The sequence below is a fragment of the Psychrobacter sp. DD43 genome (assembly GCF_904846555.1).
Classification (GTDB): Bacteria; Pseudomonadota; Gammaproteobacteria; order Pseudomonadales; family Moraxellaceae; genus Psychrobacter; species Psychrobacter cryohalolentis.
Map to the genome: position 1 here is coordinate 55725 of NZ_CAJHBE010000003.1, position 17886 is coordinate 73610.

Genomic DNA, 17886 nt, shown 5'->3' on the forward strand with positions numbered 1-17886 from the left:
AGTTTTCTGTGTGGTTAAATGAATTTTTAGTTCAATCACCTTGTATAAAGGCCGCCGTATTTTAGCAGTTTGTGAATAAATGGGATAGCACTCGACAATCCACCGCTTAACTGGCGATGACTCGTATTGTTGACATGGATGTGACTACTTTTGTATAGAGCCTTAACTGATCGCAAATTTAAGGACGCTTAGTATGACAACAGATAAACCTTGGCTTGCTCAATATCCAGCAAACGTACCCAAGACTATTAATCCTGATCAGTATGAAAGTCTCATCGAGTTGTATGAAGAGTGTTTTGACCGCTTCCGTATGCATCCTATGACCATCTGTATGGGCGTTTCTCATACGTATGGAGACGTGGACAAAGCGTCTCTTGCTGTCGCTGCTTGGTTGCAAGCACAAGATATCCCTAAAGGTAGCGTAGTGGCAGTCATGATGCCAAACGTGCCGCAATACTTACCGACGATGATCGGTATATTGCGCGCCGGCTATGTTTGCACCCCTATTAACCCACTGTACACTGGTCGTGAGCTACGTCATCAACTCAATGATTCAGGCGCTCAGGTTATTTTTGTCGTCGATAACTTTGCTCAAGCACTTGAGCAGGTCATTGAAGAGACAAACATCAAACGTATTGTACTATCGAAAATGGGCGATATGATGGGACTAAAGGGTATTTTGGTCAACACCGTTATTCGTCAGGTCAAACGCTTGGTACCTAAGTACAACCTGAATGACCCTAAGTATAATGTTACCAAATTCCCTGATGTGCTTAAAAAAGGCAAAAACCTGCCTTTTCAAACACCAAAAACCTCACTGCAACAAAAAGCTATTTTACAATATACCGGCGGTACAACAGGCCTATCTAAAGGCGCTATTTTAACCCAGCGTAACGTTGTCGCTGCTGCCATGCAATCAGAAGCATGGTATCGCCCTGTTACCTCTGAAATTAATGAGGTGTACATTAATATGGTGATGGCATTGCCGCTATATCATATATTTGCCTTTATGCTGAGCTTGCTAGGTATGCGTTCGGGTTATACTTTTATATTAATACCTAATCCACGAGACATGCCTGGATTTGTCAAAACCTTATCAAAACAGCCCTTCCATATTTTTCCTGCCGTCAATACCTTGTTTAAAGGACTACTTGATCAACCAACCTTTAAAAACCTAGATTTTAGCGCATTACGTATCTCACAAGCAGGCGGTATGGCAGCGACTGAGCAGACGGCAGCACGCTGGTTAGAAGTCACTGGTTGCCCGATGGTTGAGGGTTGGGGTATGACTGAAGGGGTTGCAGCAGGTACTGCTAACGTCATTACTGATCGCAAGTTCAATGGCACTATTGGCATTCCTGTACCTAGTGTCGATGTTATTGTGGTCGATGATAATGGCGAGACCGTAGGTTTTAATCAGTCTGGTGAAATGTGCATTAAGGGACCAAATATCACCTCAGGCTATTTTAATAAAGACAACACCAATGACTTTACTAAAGAGGGTTATTTCCGTACTGGTGATATCATTAGTATGGACGAAAAAGGCTATATCACTTTACTTGATCGCAAAAAAGACATGATTTTGGTATCAGGATTTAACGTCTTTCCAAATGAGATTGAGTCAGTTATGCTAGATTGCAAAGGTATTATTGATTGCGCAGTGATTGGCATTTCTGATGAGCATCAAGGCGAAGCAGTCAAAATTTATATCGTCCCTGCTGATAACAATGTTACCAAGAGTGATATTAAAGAATTTGCCTTGGACAATTTGACTGGCTACAAATGCCCGCGTCATATTGAATTTGTGAGTGAGTTGCCAAAGAGTAATGTGGGTAAAATATTGCGTCAAAAACTGCGTGAAAAACACATGTCAGATAACCCTCAAACCTTGTAGTACTTGAGCTTTAGAATTAAGATAATAAAAAGCCCTCAACATTAATATTGAGGGCTTTTTATTATCTTTTCTTAATATCATCAACGTGGTTTGTGCTAACTGACTTTATTGACCACCTGCAATGGCAAATGCTTCATTGCTTGACCGACAATAGACCATGGTAAGCTCGGCACGCAAGCTTCTTCCACGCCAGCCTCAATAGCTGCAACAATGGCTTTCGTGCCAGTATCTGAATCTACTTCAAACGGTAGTGGTTTGGCATTTTCATTGATTTCAGTACGGATATAGCCTGGATAAATAGTAGAGACTTTGATCGGCAGTTTGGTCAATAGCATATCAGCACGGATACCTTCTGCCAAATGTGCCAAGCCTGCCTTACTCGCACCATAGGCAGTCAAGTGCTTAGGTAATCCACGCATCGCTGACATACTAGATATCACGACCAAATGGCCCCTATTTTGTGCGCGAAAGATACTCATCGCCGCTTCACACTGCGCGAGCGCTGAGATAAAGTTAACTTCAACCGTACGGCGGTTGGTATCAAAGCGTCCTTTACCAATACGGCGACTCTCGCCAATGCCTGCATTTACCACGACACGATCAATATGACCAAAGTCAGCCGTGAAGGCATCAAACACTTCAAAAATCGCATTATAATCACTAACGTCTAACACTCGATACTCGATACGAATATCAGGATATTGTGCCATCAGCTCTATTTGTAGACTGTCCAAACGATCCGTACGACGCGCACAAATAGCAAGGTTGTATCCAAGCTTAGCAAACAATCTCGCCATGCCCTCGCCCAACCCTGAGCTGGCACCCGTGATTAAAACTGTTTTGCCACGACCAATCTGCTGCTTATTTAAACCTTTTAAATAACGTGCTGGTTGGACCGCGCCAAATAATTGATTTTTACTTTTGGCAACTTTTTTTGCCACTAGGCTCAGTAATTTATTTTGCATGGACATTCTCTTATGTATCAATGATAACCTCAAGATAACGTAAACACTTCCAACTGTCTATCTGGCTTTGGTGTTATCTGCGCTAATAGCCAGCCACTACAGACTTTCTATAACAAGGTTTTAGCAACCAATCATGACTTATCGCCATGTCACAAAACGCTTACCATCAGCGAATAAATGACTATACTCATTTAATGATAGTAAACGTGAATTCTGCTCTTTTAAAGTAATAGATGTCACGCCCGTATTAACCAAGCTTTTATTGATTTGATACGCAGTTTGACTGCCTTGTTGCAAGAGTTGCGATGTAATAGCCGCAATCACACCGCCTGAAGTAAATACCAATACCGTACTATCACGATTTAAATTTAGCGTTGTCACCTGTATACGTATTTGCTCAAGCGCTTGCTTAGCTCGCTCATTAAACTGTGACCAGCTTTCTATATAATCTTGATCATAATCACCGCCATGCCAGCGCTGCATCGCGTTATCAAATAACTCAGCCAAACGTGTCATCGGTACATCCGCTTTAGCAATCTCAGCTGCAATTGATGCTCGAGTGCTGAATGCTGGATCTGATTTAACAAAAACATCTTTATGATTAAATTCATCAAATTGTGGCAGTACATAGCTATCCGGCGCACTCATATCGATTGCAGGCTTGTTAGAGCTATCGGTATCAGCAAATGACTGATAACGCTGCCAAAAATGATGTGCAGAATCTTGTTGCCTGACCAAACTCCCCGTAAAAATAGCATCGATTCGGCGCTGGGTCGTTGCATAATGCTGGCCGAGCATTTGCGCTTGGATACCACCTAGCTCTGACAGCTGATCGTAATTTTCTTGTCCAAAGGATGCCTGGCCATGACGTGCCAGAAGAATGGTTGTCATAAAATACTGCCTTTTATCATAGTTTCAATATGCTGATTTCAAAAATTTTACTTGCTAAAAAATTACTCAGCTTTTGATTACGGCGACTTAGCAAAATAGCCTTTTGGTAAAATACCTTTAATAACTTTTTGTACAGGCGCTGGTAATTGCTCAATGGTGGCAGCATCGACGCCCATATCTTGCAAATGCGGCTGCACATGAGTATTAAATAACGCCTCACCTTCATACTGTGCTATCAACTTCAGAGATTTTGCATGCAATACATGAACGATAAGCCAAAAATTCTTAAATGCCGGATTGGTCGTTTGTTTATGATAGTAGCGGTAATAAATTTGCTGGACAATACCTGCTAGACGGAATAAACCAAACACCTCATAAAACGTCCAGTTGTCTATCTCTAGACCTGTCTGCTCAAGATAATAAGCAACCACCTCATCGCGAGTCATCATCCCTTCTAAATGCGTGGGCTGACGGCGTGACTGCTGCATGATGATGTTATCATCTTCTTCAATCCAGTAAGCCAAGGCGCTACCCAAATCCATCAAAGGATCACCCAAGGTGGCCATTTCCCAATCAAGTACACCGATAACCTTAGTTGGATCTGCGGCATCTAAAATGACATTGTCAAAACGCCAATCATTGTGAATCAAGCAAGTCTTACTATCAGCAGGCGTATGCTTGCCAAGCCATTGACGTACCAATGCAAAACTTGGGACGTTAGGTGTTTTGGCTTTGACATAACGCTTATCCCAACCTGTTACTTGGCGCTCGCAATAACCTTCGCCACGCCCAAGATTCACTAAATCAGGATGCGCTTTATAATCTACTTGGTGCAGCTCAACCAAAGCATCGATAACATTGGTACATAATGCACGCGTTTGCTCTTCGTTTAAATCAATCCCTTTTGGCAAATTGGCACGAGGAATGATACCTTCCATACGCTCCATGACATAGAAATCGGCACCGATGACGGACTCATCCGTACATAGCGCGACCATTTTAGGTACATAAGGATAAGCATCCTTTAAGGATTTTTGGACAGTGTATTCGCGCACCATATCATGTGCTGATTTGGCTTTAGTGCCTTTTGGCGGACGGCGTAAGATTAAATCTTGGCTCTTACTTTCAGCGTTACCTTCGCCTTCATATTGCAGGCGATAAGTCCAGTTTGATGCTCCGCCTGAGAATTGGGTAACCGTTGGCTCACCTGCTACATCGATTCCTTGGGCGCGTAGCCAGTTACTAACCGCTTTGGCGTCAAGCTCTTCACCCTCACGAACCTCGCCGCCTTTATCTAAGATTTTATTAGCTACTTCTTTATCCGTAGTATTGCTCTGATTAGCAGTTGCCATAAGATGTTCCTTATCGTGTGGGCAGTTATTTTTATCAATGAGTATAGGGATGAAAATTCACTATTAATGGTGTAATAGTGAATCTTTAATTATCGTCAAGCTCACTTTTCATTAAATTATAGACTCGCACTAATCTATATTAAGATTTAGCAGGCTTCGACGAACGACTAAAACCCTGACGTTTCAGTTCTAGTTTGGCGATCATCGTTTTGTGTACTTCATCAGGACCATCGGCTAAGCGCAGCGCGCGTGCTTGAGCAAAGAAACTCGGCAGCATCGTATCTTGGCAAACGCCCATGCCACCATGAATCTGAATCGCCATATCAACCACTTCTTGTAAGACTGTCGGTGCGACGACTTTAATGGCAGAGATTTCTGTGAGTGCTGCTTTGGTACCTTGGCCGTCCATTTTCTGCGCGGCGTATAGAGTCAGCAAACGGGCTTGGTCAATCTTAATACGTGCTTCAGCAATACGCTCAAAGTTACCACCTAGTTGTAGTAATGGCTTACCAAAAGCCGTACGCTCCATACCGCGTTTTACGGCCAGCTCTAGCGACTTTTCAGCGGCCCCAATACAACGCATGCAATGATGAATGCGACCTGGCCCTAGGCGACCTTGCGCAATCTCAAAGCCCATACCTGGGCCACCGATAAAGTGGCTAACGGGTACACGTACATCATTAAAGCTGACTTCACCATGACCATGCGGCGCATCATAATCGCCAAATACTTTTAGCATGCGCTCGATATTGACGCCTGCAGTTTTTGCTGGAACCAATACCATCGAATGCTGATGATGACGGTCTTTAGTTTCATCAGGGGTGTATGCCATCACAATCAAAATATCAACCGCTGGGTCGCCAAGACCGGACGACCACCATTTACTACCATTGATAATAATTTCATCGCCATCGACAACCGCAGTCGCTTGCATATTGGTCGCATCACTGGATGCCACCTCAGGCTCAGTCATACAAAACACCGAACGGGTTTTACCTTCCAAGATTGGCGTCAGCCATTTATCTTGTTGCTCTTGTGTACCGTAACGCCACAACAGCTCCATATTGCCACTATCAGGGGCATTGCAGTTAAACACGTAAGGCGCTAATAAACTGCGACCTGTCAACTCTGCAATCGGTGCATAATCGGTAACCGAAAGGCCAGCACCTAGGATGTCATCCGGCAAAAATAAATTCCACAGGCCAGCTTCACGTGCTTGCTTACGTAAGCTCTCATACTTTTCTGGCCACTGCCAATTTTTCCAATTACCATCAGGATTTTGCTGATGACAGTCTGCCCAAAATTGCGCTTCAATGGGCTCAATAAGGGTTTCGATAAATGCTTGTACTTGGGCATGCATGGCTTGACCATGTTCTGTTGCTGTAAACATTAAGGCATTGCTAGACATAATGATTTCCCTATCCTTATTAATTATCTCAATCACATTTTTATAAAAAACTTCATAGTGTACGTACGTAAACTCTGTATCGTATTTACCATTTATAACACAGCAATTATTTTTAAACAGCAAAAAGGCGCGACCCGTTAGGACACGCCTTTTACAAAATACAAACAATGCACAAATTAAGGTTAGAACTTTAAAGATCAGCTATGCACTAGCCTCTTAATACTTAAAACTACTTTAAGATATTTAAACGACTATTAAGGTCAAATCGTGCTAGTGCCTCTGGCAGCTTATCAACCGCCATGCTGATGGTCGCTTCTGCAGCTTGTGATAGCCCTAGCTTTTCTGCCAGTGTTGGCTTTTGACGTGAATGCAGCGCGTACACTTCGTTGTTTTCCATACGCTCTAATAGATAACTGTCTGATGTCTGTAATTTATCTACCAAGTTCAAATGCAGCGCATCTTCACCATACCAATGCTCGCCTGTTGCAACTTTATCTACATCAAGCATACCGCGATAACGATTGACAAAGTGCTTAAATAACTCATGGGTTTGCTCTAGCTCTTCTTGATATTTGGCACGATCTTCGTCGTCATTTTCACCAAATACAGTCACGGTACGTTTGTAATCACCAGCCGTAAACATCTCATAATCGACATCATGGTTTTTGAGCCATTTATGAAAATTGGGCAGTTGTGATACCACACCGATAGAGCCAATAATGGCAAATGGCGCCGCCACAATATTGTCCGCTACGCAGGCCATCATATAGCCACCACTAGCTGCAACCTTATCAACGCAGACGGTGAGTTTCAAACCGGCATCTTTCAGACGAGCCAATTGTGCGGCGGCTAAACCATAACCGTGTACTACGCCCCCACCAGACTCTAGACGCACCACTATTTCATCGCCTTTATTTGCGGTGCTTATTAGCGTGCTAATCTCTTCACGCAGGTGTTTAACAGCAGTGGCTTTGATATCGCCATCAAAGTCGAGTACAAAAACTTGTTGCTTGCTATCACTATTTTTTTTCTTATTTTTGGTTTTTGCTTTTAGGGCTTGTTTTGCTTTTTTAGCCAGTGTTTTTTTGAATTGTTTGAGGGCAGCTTTACCTTGAGTCGCCTCCATCAGGTCTTCACGGCGTTGCTCTTGGTTTTTATTCAGATGGATAACTCTTAGCTCAACAGGGTTTTTAGAGGGATTAAACAGCATGAGTACGATTCCTTAAATTATTAAGACGGTCTTAGTGTAATTTTATAAGTTAGGCTGATATGCGCACGCGCGCTTATCTTTTCAAGCAGAGGAACAATATTTAACCTAATGCAATTGTTACGGCATAAATACGGCTTATAGCCATCTTTACTGAGCTTTGATTGGGCTGATTCGGTTGTATAACAAAGGCAGATTAGGCATAATATACGTTTACACCAAATTTTCTGTAGCCAACGTGATGACTATTTGTCTTAATCGCGTTGTTTGCGCTTCTTTTAACTAAACTAGTTATTATCTAAAAGAAGCGTAACGATGGCTGCATTATTGTATTTCGAATTGGGCTGACAACTGGATAATTATATTATGACGCATAGCGAATACCGAGACGAATATTGCGGAGCCGTAACCGAAAGCTTGATTGAGCAAACCATTAGTGTCGTAGGCTGGGTACATCGTCGTCGCGATCACGGTGGCGTGATTTTCTTAGACATGCGTGACCGCGCTGGTATCTTGCAGGTCGTTGTCGATCCTGATACCCCAGAAGCGTTCGCTATTGCTGATGCAGTACGTCCTGAGTATGTAATAAAAATCACAGGTCGTGTCCGTCAACGCTACGCGGGCACTGAAAACGCAAATATGACCAGTGGTCACATCGAGCTGTTGGCGAAAGAAATCGAAGTGCTTGCAAAGTCTGAAACTCCGCCATTCCCATTAAATGATGAGAAAAGTACGGTATCAGAAGATTTGCGTCTCAAATATCGCTATCTTGATATGCGCCGTCCACAAATGCAAGATCGTATGGTATTCCGTGCGAAAGCCACCTCAGCGATTCGTCGTTATTTAGATGATCATGGCTTTTTAGACGTAGAAACCCCTATCTTGACTCGTGCAACGCCAGAAGGTGCTCGTGATTATCTTGTGCCTTCACGTACGCGTCCGGGTAACTTCTTTGCCTTACCGCAGTCGCCACAGCTGTTTAAACAGTTATTGATGGTCGCAGGTTTTGACCGCTATTATCAAATCGCTAAGTGCTTCCGTGATGAAGATTTACGTGCGGATCGTCAGCCTGAATTTACCCAAGTCGATATTGAGACTTCTTTCTTAAATGAAGAAGAAATCATGAATATCAACGAAGGTCTGATTAAGCATGTCTTTAAGACGATGATGGACGTTGAATTTGAACAGTTCCCACGTATGACTTATGCTGAAGCCATGCGTGATTATGCCTCAGACAAGCCTGACTTGCGTATTCCGCTTAAATTGATTGACGTTGCAGACTTAATGAAAGACGTTGATTTTAAAGTGTTTGCCGGTCCTGCTAACGATCCTAAAGGTCGCGTTGCTGCCCTACGCATCCCTGGCGGTGCTTCATTAAGCCGTAAGCAAATCGATGCGTATACCAAATTTGTTGGCATCTATGGTGCACGTGGTTTGGCTTATATTAAAGTCAACGATGCCAGCAACATCAATAACGGTGTGGATAAAGAATCTGGTCTACAGTCTCCTATCATTAAGAATATGACTGATGGTGTATTGGTAAGCCTCATTGAGCGTACTGGTGCAGAAAGCAATGATATTATCTTCTTTGGTGCGGATAAAGCCAGTATAGTCAATGATGCCATCGGCGCCCTACGTCAAAAGATTGGTTTAGATTTAGAAATGACCACTTGTGAGTGGGCACCACTTTGGGTAACTGACTTCCCGATGTTTGAAGAAACTGAAGATGGTCGCTGGACCTCAATGCACCATCCGTTTACTAAGCCAAAAGGTTCGGTTGAAGAATTAAAAACCAATCCTGAATCTGCCCTTTCTATCGCTTATGACATGGTATTAAACGGCACTGAAGTGGGTGGTGGTAGTTTACGTATCAATACACTTGAGATGCAAACAGCCGTATTTGAAGCATTGGGTATTGATGATCAGGAAGCAGAAGACAAATTTGGCTTCTTGCTTGACGCGTTAAAATTTGGTGCGCCGCCACATGGTGGCTTGGCATTTGGTTTGGATCGCTTAATCATGCTTATGGTAGGCGCAAGCTCTATCCGTGACGTGATTGCCTTCCCAAAAACCAAAACTGCTGAATGTCCATTGACCCAAGCACCGGCTGAGGTAAATACCAAGCAGCTACGTGAGCTTGGTATCCGTGTCCGTGAAAAAGTACAAGCTGACACCAGTAAGTCTGCTGAATAAATAGTCTGATCATGCGAAGCTATTTTTTACAGTGCTTGTTATGTGATTCATCACTGTGTGAATGGTCATGAATCCGTATCATATTTTCAAAATCGTGCCACTGTCTGTCTTGCAGATGCTGGCACGTTTTGTTGCGTGGATAATCTTAAGGATGCCAAGCGCTAGTATCATGCGCACGATTAAAATCAACATGGCACTGATTGCTCCTACGTTATCTCACCTGCAAAAACAAGCATTAACCAAAGAGATTATCTATCATCAATGTTTAACCAGCATTGAGTCAATCAAAAGCTGGGCGATGCCACCTGATTGGAGTATCGCTCAAATTCGTGACGTTCATAATAAAGACATCTTACTTGATGGACTTGCTAGTCCTAACGGCATGCTCGCGATCGTACCGCATTTGGGTACGTGGGAGATGATGAATGCTTGGCTCAATCAATTTGGCTCGCCAACCATCATGTATAAGCCCGTAAAAGGTGACATTACCAACAATTTTATATTTCAAGGTCGTGCCCGCCTCAATGCGACATTAGTACCGACGGATGGTAGCGGTGTAAAAGCAGTATTTAAAACACTCAAACAAGGTGGTTTTAGTATTGTCTTACCTGACCACGTTCCTGACCCATCAGGCGGTGTCATCGTGCCTTTTTTTGGCATTGAAACGTTAACCAGCACCCTCGCCTCCAAACTTGCTAGTAAAACCAAATGCGCACTGGTCGGATTGGCATGTATTCGCCGCGACGACGGGCATGGCTTTGATATTTATTGCTATAAACTCGATGACCCAGCCTTATATGATCGCAATACTGAAACGGCAGCTTATGCACTCAATCTAGCAATGCAACGTATGATTGAAGACAATTACAGTCATTATATGTGGGGTTATCGACGCTTTAAGCATATCCCTATGATAGACAACCCTTACAACACTGATGAAGACAATTTAGCAGCATTCATTCGCGCACATCATCCTAGTGTCGATAATAAATAAAATCGATACAGTGAAATCCGTACGCTACTGATAGACTCTCAATTTTAGTGTTTTTTATCAATTTTTTAAAAGTTAGCCCCTTATTTATATAAATATGAGTGCACTATGGCAACTGACATGAATCAAAATTTCCCAACCAATCAAACGCCAACAGACAGTAAAAACTCTGATCAGCGTTATATCATTTGTATGAAATGGGGTGATAAATATGGTGCTGAATATGTTAACCGTCTTTATAACATGGTGCATCGTAACCTAACTTTAGATTTTCAGATGGTTTGCTTAACCGATGACAGTACTGGTATCGATCCTGCTGTTATCTGCCACCCTATTCCTGAGCTCAATCTACCTGCAGGACCTGAGCGTGGCTGGAAAAAGCTCACGACTTTTAAGCCCGAGCTTTACGATTTAAAAGGCGTTGCATTATTTTTAGATATCGATATCGTTATCGTTGATAATATCGACGGCTTTTTCACTTATGAAGCTGAGCATGAAGATAGCGTCGTGATCATTCGTGACTGGAAAAAACCGTGGCGTATGATTGGCAATAGCTCGGTATACCGCTTCAATATCGGTATGAATACGTATCCTGATTTGCTCGCAAATTTTGAACGTAATTTTGAAACTATTCGTACTCAAGTTCGTCATGAGCAAGCATATCTGTCCAATTATTTACGTGAGCATCATCATTTAGAGTATTGGGACAAAGATTGGTGTGTCAGCTTTAAATATCAGTGTATTGCACCTATTCCTTTTAATCTAGTACGGGCACCTACTCTGCCAAATGATGCTAAAATCGTTATTTTCCATGGTGAGATTAATCCACCGGATGCCATCAATGGCGGCAGCGGTAAATGGTATCGTCATGTGAAGCCGAGCCCTTGGCTCAAAGAGTATTGGATATAATTTAATCATCAAACCAACATTACTTTAAAATATCTGGAGTTGACATTGGGATTGCCTCCTATGATTGAGTTTGATGTTGGTAATCAGCCTTTCCCTATTTACGCATTTAACGCAAAAGAAACCCAACAAAACCTTGACCGACAAGCTGTCAATATCATTGCTTCAGGTCCCTCTATTGCTGAGGTAGATTTTATACCTTTACTAGATACAGCCACGATTTTTATTAATGGTAGTATTAGTCTCACCGCTCAGTATAGCTTTAACAAAGTCGTCGGTTATGTCATTAGTGATGCACGTTTTATCCTCCATCAGCCCGATATATTAAACAAATACTACACCGGTCAGCCCTTATATGCCACCTTGGCAGTATTAGAAGCATTGGTCAGTGCCCATCCTGAAATCATAAAAAAATATCATCATAAGATGCGTATTATCTATCTTGTTGACAGACCGTGGGGTGTTAAAGGAAATGATTCAGAATTTAGTCTTTTGCTGTTAGGTAAGGAGTCACGATACCAAGCGCTCAATAGAAAAACGCCACTATCAGCATTTGCTAAGCATGCTAAATTTGTTATCGATAGCTATCATCAGCCATCACCTATCGGGTTGTCCTTAGACATCACTTACGGCTTTGTAGAAGCTGGAACAGTGGCTTATGTAGCAACGCAGCTGGCTTTCTCCCGTGGTGCAAACGCACTGCATTTATATGGTGTTGATCTACTTAATAGTAACGAGCCGCGGTTTTATGAAGATAGAGAGCGTAGCGCGCCCACGACGCTAAATAATGTCATCAGCAATACTATTGTACCGTCATTTAATTTATTAGCCAAAACCTATCAACAATATGGCGTGCGTGTTACCAATCACTCTCCTATCTCTAAATCACTTTTCGACTTTAGTTAATATCATTTACTATTGATAGCGAAAAATCTAAATACTGCTGTGCAATATGTTTTGGTAATAGCTGCTGATTTAACGGCGTTATAAATTGATTCGCATTATCTAATGCCTGACTTATTAGCGCTGCCAACCCTTCGATATCATCAATAGCAACTAAGTTTTTCTGTGGTAACAGCTCTCTTGGACCAAAGGGGCAATCCGTACTAATAACAGGTACATTTAAGGCTTGCGCTTCGACGATAACATAACCAAAGCCCTCGTACTTAGAAGTCATGACGAGCAGTGCGGCTCCCGCAATCAACGGATAAGGATTGGCATGAAAGCCTAAAAAATATACTTTATCCTCAATTTTTAACTCAATCGCTAATTGTTTTATTTCATCTTCAAGTCGACCTTTACCTACCAAAACCAATGGTAGCCTACGCTCTGTTTTGGCATAGGCGTGCAGTAAATCACGATGACCTTTCATAGCGTCAAACGAAGCGACATGAATAATATAACCTTTATCAGTCAAGCCAAACTCTTCAATATGAAAATGTTCACTGGCCAATTGCTGAATTTGACTGACATCGCATGGGTTATAAATTGTCGTGGTTCTGTTTAAGTTACCTATTAATGCCAATAAATCTTGGCATGCGCCTCCACTGACACAACTACACGGATGAGCACCATAAACCACTTTTAAATGACTTATGGTTTGAGCAGGTATGGTTGTTAGCTTTTCTTGAAACTGTTTGGACACTGCGGTGTGCAATACGTTCACTATATTTGGTAGCTTACTATATGCCATAATCCAATTAACCTTGTAAATATTGGCCAAGATTAATTTAGGTGTTCCGATATTTTTTAGTACATATTCATCAATGCGCGCTGCAACCTCTTTATAAGCGGTGGCTTGCTCAGTTTCTATATTAAAAAGCGGCTGATTATAAGGAACGATGTGGTAATGCACGCGAGAATCTAAGCACATATCTGTCGTATCTTCTAGGGAAAGCACATGGACATCATAATCCATATCTATATAGGCACGCGCCAATGTCGTGACCATACGTTCTGCACCGCGCCCTTCTAACGCTTTTAATATTAGTAAAATAGTTGGTTTATTGCTAGTTATCATAGTAACCCGTCTTTCATACTTGTGATGCCTATCTTGGTATAATAAATAGCCGTAAAATAATTGTTTAATATTGCAGCGCTCTACCTTTGTATGCTAGTCTCCTCTATTTTTATATTACGAACAAGCATCTATTAAAACATTTTTTTATTCATTCGCTAATACATTTGTTATTGTCTAATTAAACTGTAGGCTACCATTTTTTAGGGTATTAGCCCTTATTTTGATGCAAATCTAAATCACTATCTACAGGAGCATATGATGTGAATCATGTAAAAAACATTAGGTCATACCGCTTATCAGTAGTAATGATAGTTAAAAATGAAGCCAAAAACCTTGCTATTACCTTACCTTCTCTGCAAGGATTGGCTGATGAAATCATCGTATTAGACTCAGGCAGCACCGATAATAGCCGTCAGCTCGTAGAGCAATATGGCGGAACATGGTATGTCAATACAGATTGGCAGGGATTTGGCAAACAACGTCAATTGGCACAGTCATATGCGACCGGTGATTGGATTTTTGCATTAGATGCTGATGAAGAAGTTACTCCTCAGCTTAAAGAAAGTATACTAAAGATCATCACACAAAAACCTGATAATACAGTCTATGGTATTAAGCGTATTGATTGTATTTTTGGGCACGAAATTGACCCTAGCTATTGGGCAATAAAAGCACACTGGCGTTTATATCCCTGTCACTTTTATTATAATGAAAATCTAGTCCATGAATCTGTCGTCCTACATAATGCTATTACCAAGACATTAGATGGGTTTATGCACCATCATACAGCCGAAACGCCACTATTTTGGCTACAAAAACGTTTAGATTATGCTAAGGCGTGGGCTGAGGATCGCCATAAAAAAGGTAGAAAAATTAGCTTTTATAAAGTTATTTTCAATCCAATTTGGGCATTTATTAAGCAGTACCTAATAGATGGACGCTTCTTAAAAGGCAAATACGGACTCATATATTCGCTGCTATTTATGCAGTATACCTTTAATAAATACGCTATTTTATATGACCTAACATACAATAAAACAGAGCAAGCATTTATAAAATCGTTGGAAATAGCTGAAAACTTACAGCCAGTAGACGTATCGAAAAAACAAAGCAGCTTGTCTTTAGTAATGATTGTAAAAAATGAAGGCAAGCATTTAGAAGCATGTTTAAAAACGGTACAAGATATTGTAGATGAAATCATTATTTTGGATTCTGGTAGCACAGATGACACTAAAGCCATTGCCCTACAGTATGGTGCTAAATGGTACGTCAATGAGCAGTGGCAAGGCTTCGGTAAACAGCGACAGTTGGCACAATCTTATGCTACTTGTGATTATGTCTTAGTACTAGATGCAGACGAACGTCTAGAGAATAATTTAAGACACTCTATTGCTAGGTTGTTAAATGAGCCGCTACAGACTGATAGAGTATTTAGTGTGGCTCGAGTCAATCAGTTTTGCGGCGTCGAAGTACAGAAACGAATATGGTATACAGATAAACTGGCACGATTATATGCCAATAGCTTATTTAAATACTCTAATTTAGAGGTTCATGAATCGTTAGATCAAAAAGGCGTTCCAAGTGAGGTATTGCAAGGTTATCTATTGCATATTACCAATGATAATTTACACCATTTTTTGATGAAAAATGTGCGCTACAGTCATGATTGGGCAAGAGAAAGACATCATAAAGGTAAAAAGGTAACGCTTTTAGGCATGTTATTACGTTCTTGGTTTTCTTTCTTTCGTGAATACATCATGCGTGCTGACATATTAGGCGGGGCTTATGGCTATATTTTGGCTTTCGCCTCATTAGGCTACACAATGGATAAATATATAATGCTTTGGCAGATGAATCAGAAGAAATAGTTCAATTAATTATAAACTGTTGAATTTCCTAAACTAGCCAGATATTTTGTTTTTTAGCTTATGAAGCCAAGTAAGTGGTTCAGGGTTAGCCACGCTATTAAAACCTATATGCTCGCAGCTTCCCTGTTGCAAATAAACTAAATGGCAATTTAATCTACGATAACTTCGTGAAATATGTCGTTCTTTTTTATATTGGGAAAACGGTTTCAACTTTTTCCAATTATCTAAAGATGCAATGTGCGGATTAAACGAATAACCATACCATTGATCATGAATATGATGAACCTCCACAGTGTCTACAAATGAAGATTGACGGTTTATTATTAGGCTATTTTGAATCTCACTGAATTCCATATCAGATATTTTGCGTAAGCATACCATCGTAATCTTTTGATCACTTTGCAAAAAGTTAATGATCCCTTCTAAATTGGGAGTACTATCGAACACCCAATCATCTTCACAATGTAAAACATAAGGAGTTTCAACTCTTTCATACATATAATCTATAGCTTTGTGGTGACCTAAGTTATATCCCAAATCAATTAATTTACCATGTGGACATAGCTCATGAAAAACATTGTTAGACTCCTCATCACCAAAATCATTGATAGCAATAATATTAGGAAATTGCAACTTAGATAACAAACTTTCTAAAGTCTGGCGAAGTTCATAAGGACGTTTACCAATGGTTAAACATAAAGTAATATTTTGTAGATGACTCATATTATTTGTTCCGGATGATAAGATAAAACTTGCCAATTAATCTCCACTATATTCTTACTAATATATTTATAATCAATGCTTTTTAATAAAAATAATTACAGATAAAAAATAATAATCTTTAATTTTTCTTAATAGAATCAGATTTTTTATTAGCTGTTAAGCATAAAGATTAGTAGAAAGATTGACATCTGATAGTTAAAAATTCAGTGTAATATTGAATAGCACCACTGTGATATTTTTAATTTAAATATAATTTAAGTTTATAGAAAATATAAAAAGGAACTAAATGAGTATATTCAGCCCCTTTTTATTAATTCAAACAAACTTGATGTCAGTCAATAAAACTTAACCAATCCATATACTGCTCATTACGACCATGAACCACATCAAAGTACAGTGTTTGCAGCTTTTCAGTCAAGGGTCCGCGACCACCATTACCGATAGTACGATCATCGTATTCACGAATAGGCGTGACTTCAGCAGCGGTACCAGTCATAAATATTTCATCCGCTAAGTAAAACTCATCACGAGTGATACGACGCTCAACAACTTTAATGCCCAAATCTTCAGCAAATTGGACAATAGTTCGACGCGTGATACCGTCAAGTGCCCCGCCTGCTAAATCTGGCGTATGCAATACACCATCTTTAACTAAGAATAAGTTCTCGCCAGCGCCTTGGCAGACATAGCCTTGTGGATCCATCAAGATGGCTTCGTCATAGCCATTACGGGTCACTTCTTGGTTCGCCATGATAGATACTGGGTAGTTGCTTGAGGCTTTTGCTTTACACATGGTCACGTTTGGCAAATGATGGGTATATGATGACGTTTTTACACGAATACCGTTTTTGATACCTTCTTCACCAAGGTACGCGCCCCAATGCCAAGCGGCTACCATGGCATTAACGCTATTATCACGTGATGATAGACCCAGTTTTTCGGCACCGAACCAAATCAGTGGGCGAATATAAGCTTCTGCTAGATTGTTCTGCTTGACCACATCTTTGTGTGCTTGCTCAAGTGTTGCTGCATCAAAAGGCACATCCATTTGGAAAATCTTTGCCGAACCTAGCAGACGCTCAGTATGTTCTTTTAAGCGGAAAATCGCGGTACGGTTATCAGCGGTTTGATAGGCACGGACGCCTTCAAAGACTGCGATACCATAATGCATGCTGTGCGTAAGTACATGAACCTTGGCATCTGGCTGTTCAATCATCGTGCCATTCATCCAAAGCTTGCCTTCCTTTGTTGCCATATTCATCTAATAATCCTTATGCTAGCGCTAACGTCTAACTTTTTTTGTTGAGTGTTAAGTAAATGTTTTAATTAAAATTTTATAGTGACACTGAGTGTCTGTTTTAATGCACGAACATCATGTGCAAATTTAATGCGCAAATGATTATATCACCAGCACGCCAAGCAAATGAAATATTTTAGTTCATTACTGCCGTGCCTTTATTTATATGGC

At 40.9% G+C, this 17886-nt stretch carries 14 protein-coding genes; 6 read left to right on the top strand and 8 right to left on the bottom strand.

Features of this window, described 5'->3' with window-relative positions; genetic code table 11:
* Positions 1-193: 193 nt before the first annotated feature.
* Entirely contained in the window at positions 194-1894 is a 1701-nt protein-coding gene (locus tag JMX89_RS02280) for an AMP-binding protein (RefSeq protein WP_201531410.1), read from the top strand.
* A gap of 95 nt (positions 1895-1989) precedes the next feature.
* On the opposite strand, the gene JMX89_RS02285 is transcribed toward JMX89_RS02280, so the two are convergent.
* The 5 genes from JMX89_RS02285 to sohB form a co-directional block, all read right to left on the bottom strand.
* Complete coding sequence (locus JMX89_RS02285) at positions 1990-2859, bottom strand: SDR family oxidoreductase (protein WP_227672980.1); 870 nt, start codon at positions 2857-2859, stop codon at positions 1990-1992.
* 138 nt (positions 2860-2997) lie between these two features.
* Entirely contained in the window at positions 2998-3750 is a 753-nt protein-coding gene (locus JMX89_RS02290; RefSeq protein WP_133104250.1) for a histidine phosphatase family protein, read from the bottom strand.
* A gap of 77 nt (positions 3751-3827) precedes the next feature.
* Complete coding sequence (locus JMX89_RS02295) at positions 3828-5102, bottom strand: phosphotransferase family protein (protein ID WP_133104249.1); 1275 nt, start codon at positions 5100-5102, stop codon at positions 3828-3830.
* 139 nt (positions 5103-5241) lie between these two features.
* The gene (locus JMX89_RS02300; RefSeq protein WP_227672986.1) at positions 5242-6492 is read right to left on the bottom strand and encodes an acyl-CoA dehydrogenase family protein; all 1251 of its coding nucleotides are present in this window, start codon (positions 6490-6492) and stop codon (positions 5242-5244) included.
* Positions 6493-6739: 247 nt separating this feature from the next.
* Positions 6740-7720 (bottom strand): protease SohB, encoded by a 981-nt coding sequence (gene sohB / locus JMX89_RS02305; protein WP_201550741.1) that lies wholly within the window; start codon positions 7718-7720, stop codon positions 6740-6742.
* Between the two features lie 363 nt (positions 7721-8083).
* On the opposite strand from sohB, the gene aspS reads away from it, so the two are divergent.
* The 4 genes from aspS to JMX89_RS02325 all read left to right on the top strand — a co-directional run bounded on the left by aspS (position 8084) and on the right by JMX89_RS02325 (position 12713).
* The gene (aspS, locus tag JMX89_RS02310; RefSeq protein ID WP_181210571.1) at positions 8084-9910 is read left to right on the top strand and encodes an aspartate--tRNA ligase; all 1827 of its coding nucleotides are present in this window, start codon (positions 8084-8086) and stop codon (positions 9908-9910) included.
* A 67-nt stretch (positions 9911-9977) separates the two neighbouring features.
* Positions 9978-10904: a lysophospholipid acyltransferase family protein gene (locus tag JMX89_RS02315; protein ID WP_201550743.1), complete on the top strand. Its 927-nt coding sequence runs from the start codon at positions 9978-9980 to the stop codon at positions 10902-10904.
* Positions 10905-11009: 105 nt separating this feature from the next.
* Complete coding sequence (locus JMX89_RS02320; RefSeq protein WP_201550745.1) at positions 11010-11810, top strand: glycosyltransferase; 801 nt, start codon at positions 11010-11012, stop codon at positions 11808-11810.
* Positions 11811-11870: 60 nt separating this feature from the next.
* Positions 11871-12713 (top strand): hypothetical protein, encoded by an 843-nt coding sequence (locus JMX89_RS02325; protein WP_201550747.1) that lies wholly within the window; start codon positions 11871-11873, stop codon positions 12711-12713.
* Here JMX89_RS02325 and JMX89_RS02330 read toward each other — a convergent pair.
* Positions 12706-13827: a glycosyltransferase gene (locus JMX89_RS02330; protein WP_201550750.1), complete on the bottom strand. Its 1122-nt coding sequence runs from the start codon at positions 13825-13827 to the stop codon at positions 12706-12708. The genes JMX89_RS02325 and JMX89_RS02330 overlap by 8 nt on opposite strands.
* Positions 13828-14132: 305 nt before the next feature.
* Here JMX89_RS02330 and JMX89_RS02335 point away from each other — a divergent pair, with 305 nt between their 5' ends.
* Positions 14133-15695 (top strand): glycosyltransferase family 2 protein, encoded by a 1563-nt coding sequence (locus JMX89_RS02335; protein WP_201550753.1) that lies wholly within the window; start codon positions 14133-14135, stop codon positions 15693-15695.
* Positions 15696-15728: 33 nt separating this feature from the next.
* Here JMX89_RS02335 and JMX89_RS02340 read toward each other — a convergent pair whose 3' ends face one another.
* Both JMX89_RS02340 and JMX89_RS02345 read right to left on the bottom strand, forming a co-directional pair.
* The gene (locus tag JMX89_RS02340; protein WP_011513511.1) at positions 15729-16418 is read right to left on the bottom strand and encodes a glycosyltransferase; all 690 of its coding nucleotides are present in this window, start codon (positions 16416-16418) and stop codon (positions 15729-15731) included.
* A gap of 331 nt (positions 16419-16749) precedes the next feature.
* A complete protein-coding gene (locus JMX89_RS02345) occupies positions 16750-17679 on the bottom strand; it encodes a branched-chain amino acid transaminase (RefSeq protein ID WP_201531392.1) in 930 nt (309 codons plus the stop codon).
* Positions 17680-17886 lie beyond the last annotated feature (207 nt).

Excerpts from the sequence above, each read along its gene's own strand:
- JMX89_RS02330 (WP_201550750.1), bottom strand. The coding sequence starts at position 13,827 with ATGATAACTAGCAATAAACCAACTATTTTACTAATATTAAAAGCGTTA.
- JMX89_RS02335 (WP_201550753.1), top strand. The coding sequence starts at position 14,133 with ATGATAGTTAAAAATGAAGCCAAAAACCTTGCTATTACCTTACCTTCT.
- aspS (WP_181210571.1), top strand. The coding sequence starts at position 8,084 with ATGACGCATAGCGAATACCGAGACGAATATTGCGGAGCCGTAACCGAA.
- JMX89_RS02280 (WP_201531410.1), top strand. The coding sequence starts at position 194 with ATGACAACAGATAAACCTTGGCTTGCTCAATATCCAGCAAACGTACCC.
- JMX89_RS02345 (WP_201531392.1), bottom strand. The coding sequence starts at position 17,679 with ATGAATATGGCAACAAAGGAAGGCAAGCTTTGGATGAATGGCACGATG.
- JMX89_RS02320 (WP_201550745.1), top strand. The coding sequence starts at position 11,010 with ATGGCAACTGACATGAATCAAAATTTCCCAACCAATCAAACGCCAACA.
- JMX89_RS02300 (WP_227672986.1), bottom strand. The coding sequence starts at position 6,492 with ATGTTTACAGCAACAGAACATGGTCAAGCCATGCATGCCCAAGTACAA.
- JMX89_RS02290 (WP_133104250.1), bottom strand. The coding sequence starts at position 3,750 with ATGACAACCATTCTTCTGGCACGTCATGGCCAGGCATCCTTTGGACAA.
- JMX89_RS02315 (WP_201550743.1), top strand. The coding sequence starts at position 9,978 with ATGAATCCGTATCATATTTTCAAAATCGTGCCACTGTCTGTCTTGCAG.
- JMX89_RS02295 (WP_133104249.1), bottom strand. The coding sequence starts at position 5,102 with ATGGCAACTGCTAATCAGAGCAATACTACGGATAAAGAAGTAGCTAAT.
- JMX89_RS02325 (WP_201550747.1), top strand. The coding sequence starts at position 11,871 with ATGATTGAGTTTGATGTTGGTAATCAGCCTTTCCCTATTTACGCATTT.
- JMX89_RS02340 (WP_011513511.1), bottom strand. The coding sequence starts at position 16,418 with ATGAGTCATCTACAAAATATTACTTTATGTTTAACCATTGGTAAACGT.
- sohB (WP_201550741.1), bottom strand. The coding sequence starts at position 7,720 with ATGCTGTTTAATCCCTCTAAAAACCCTGTTGAGCTAAGAGTTATCCAT.
- JMX89_RS02285 (WP_227672980.1), bottom strand. The coding sequence starts at position 2,859 with ATGCAAAATAAATTACTGAGCCTAGTGGCAAAAAAAGTTGCCAAAAGT.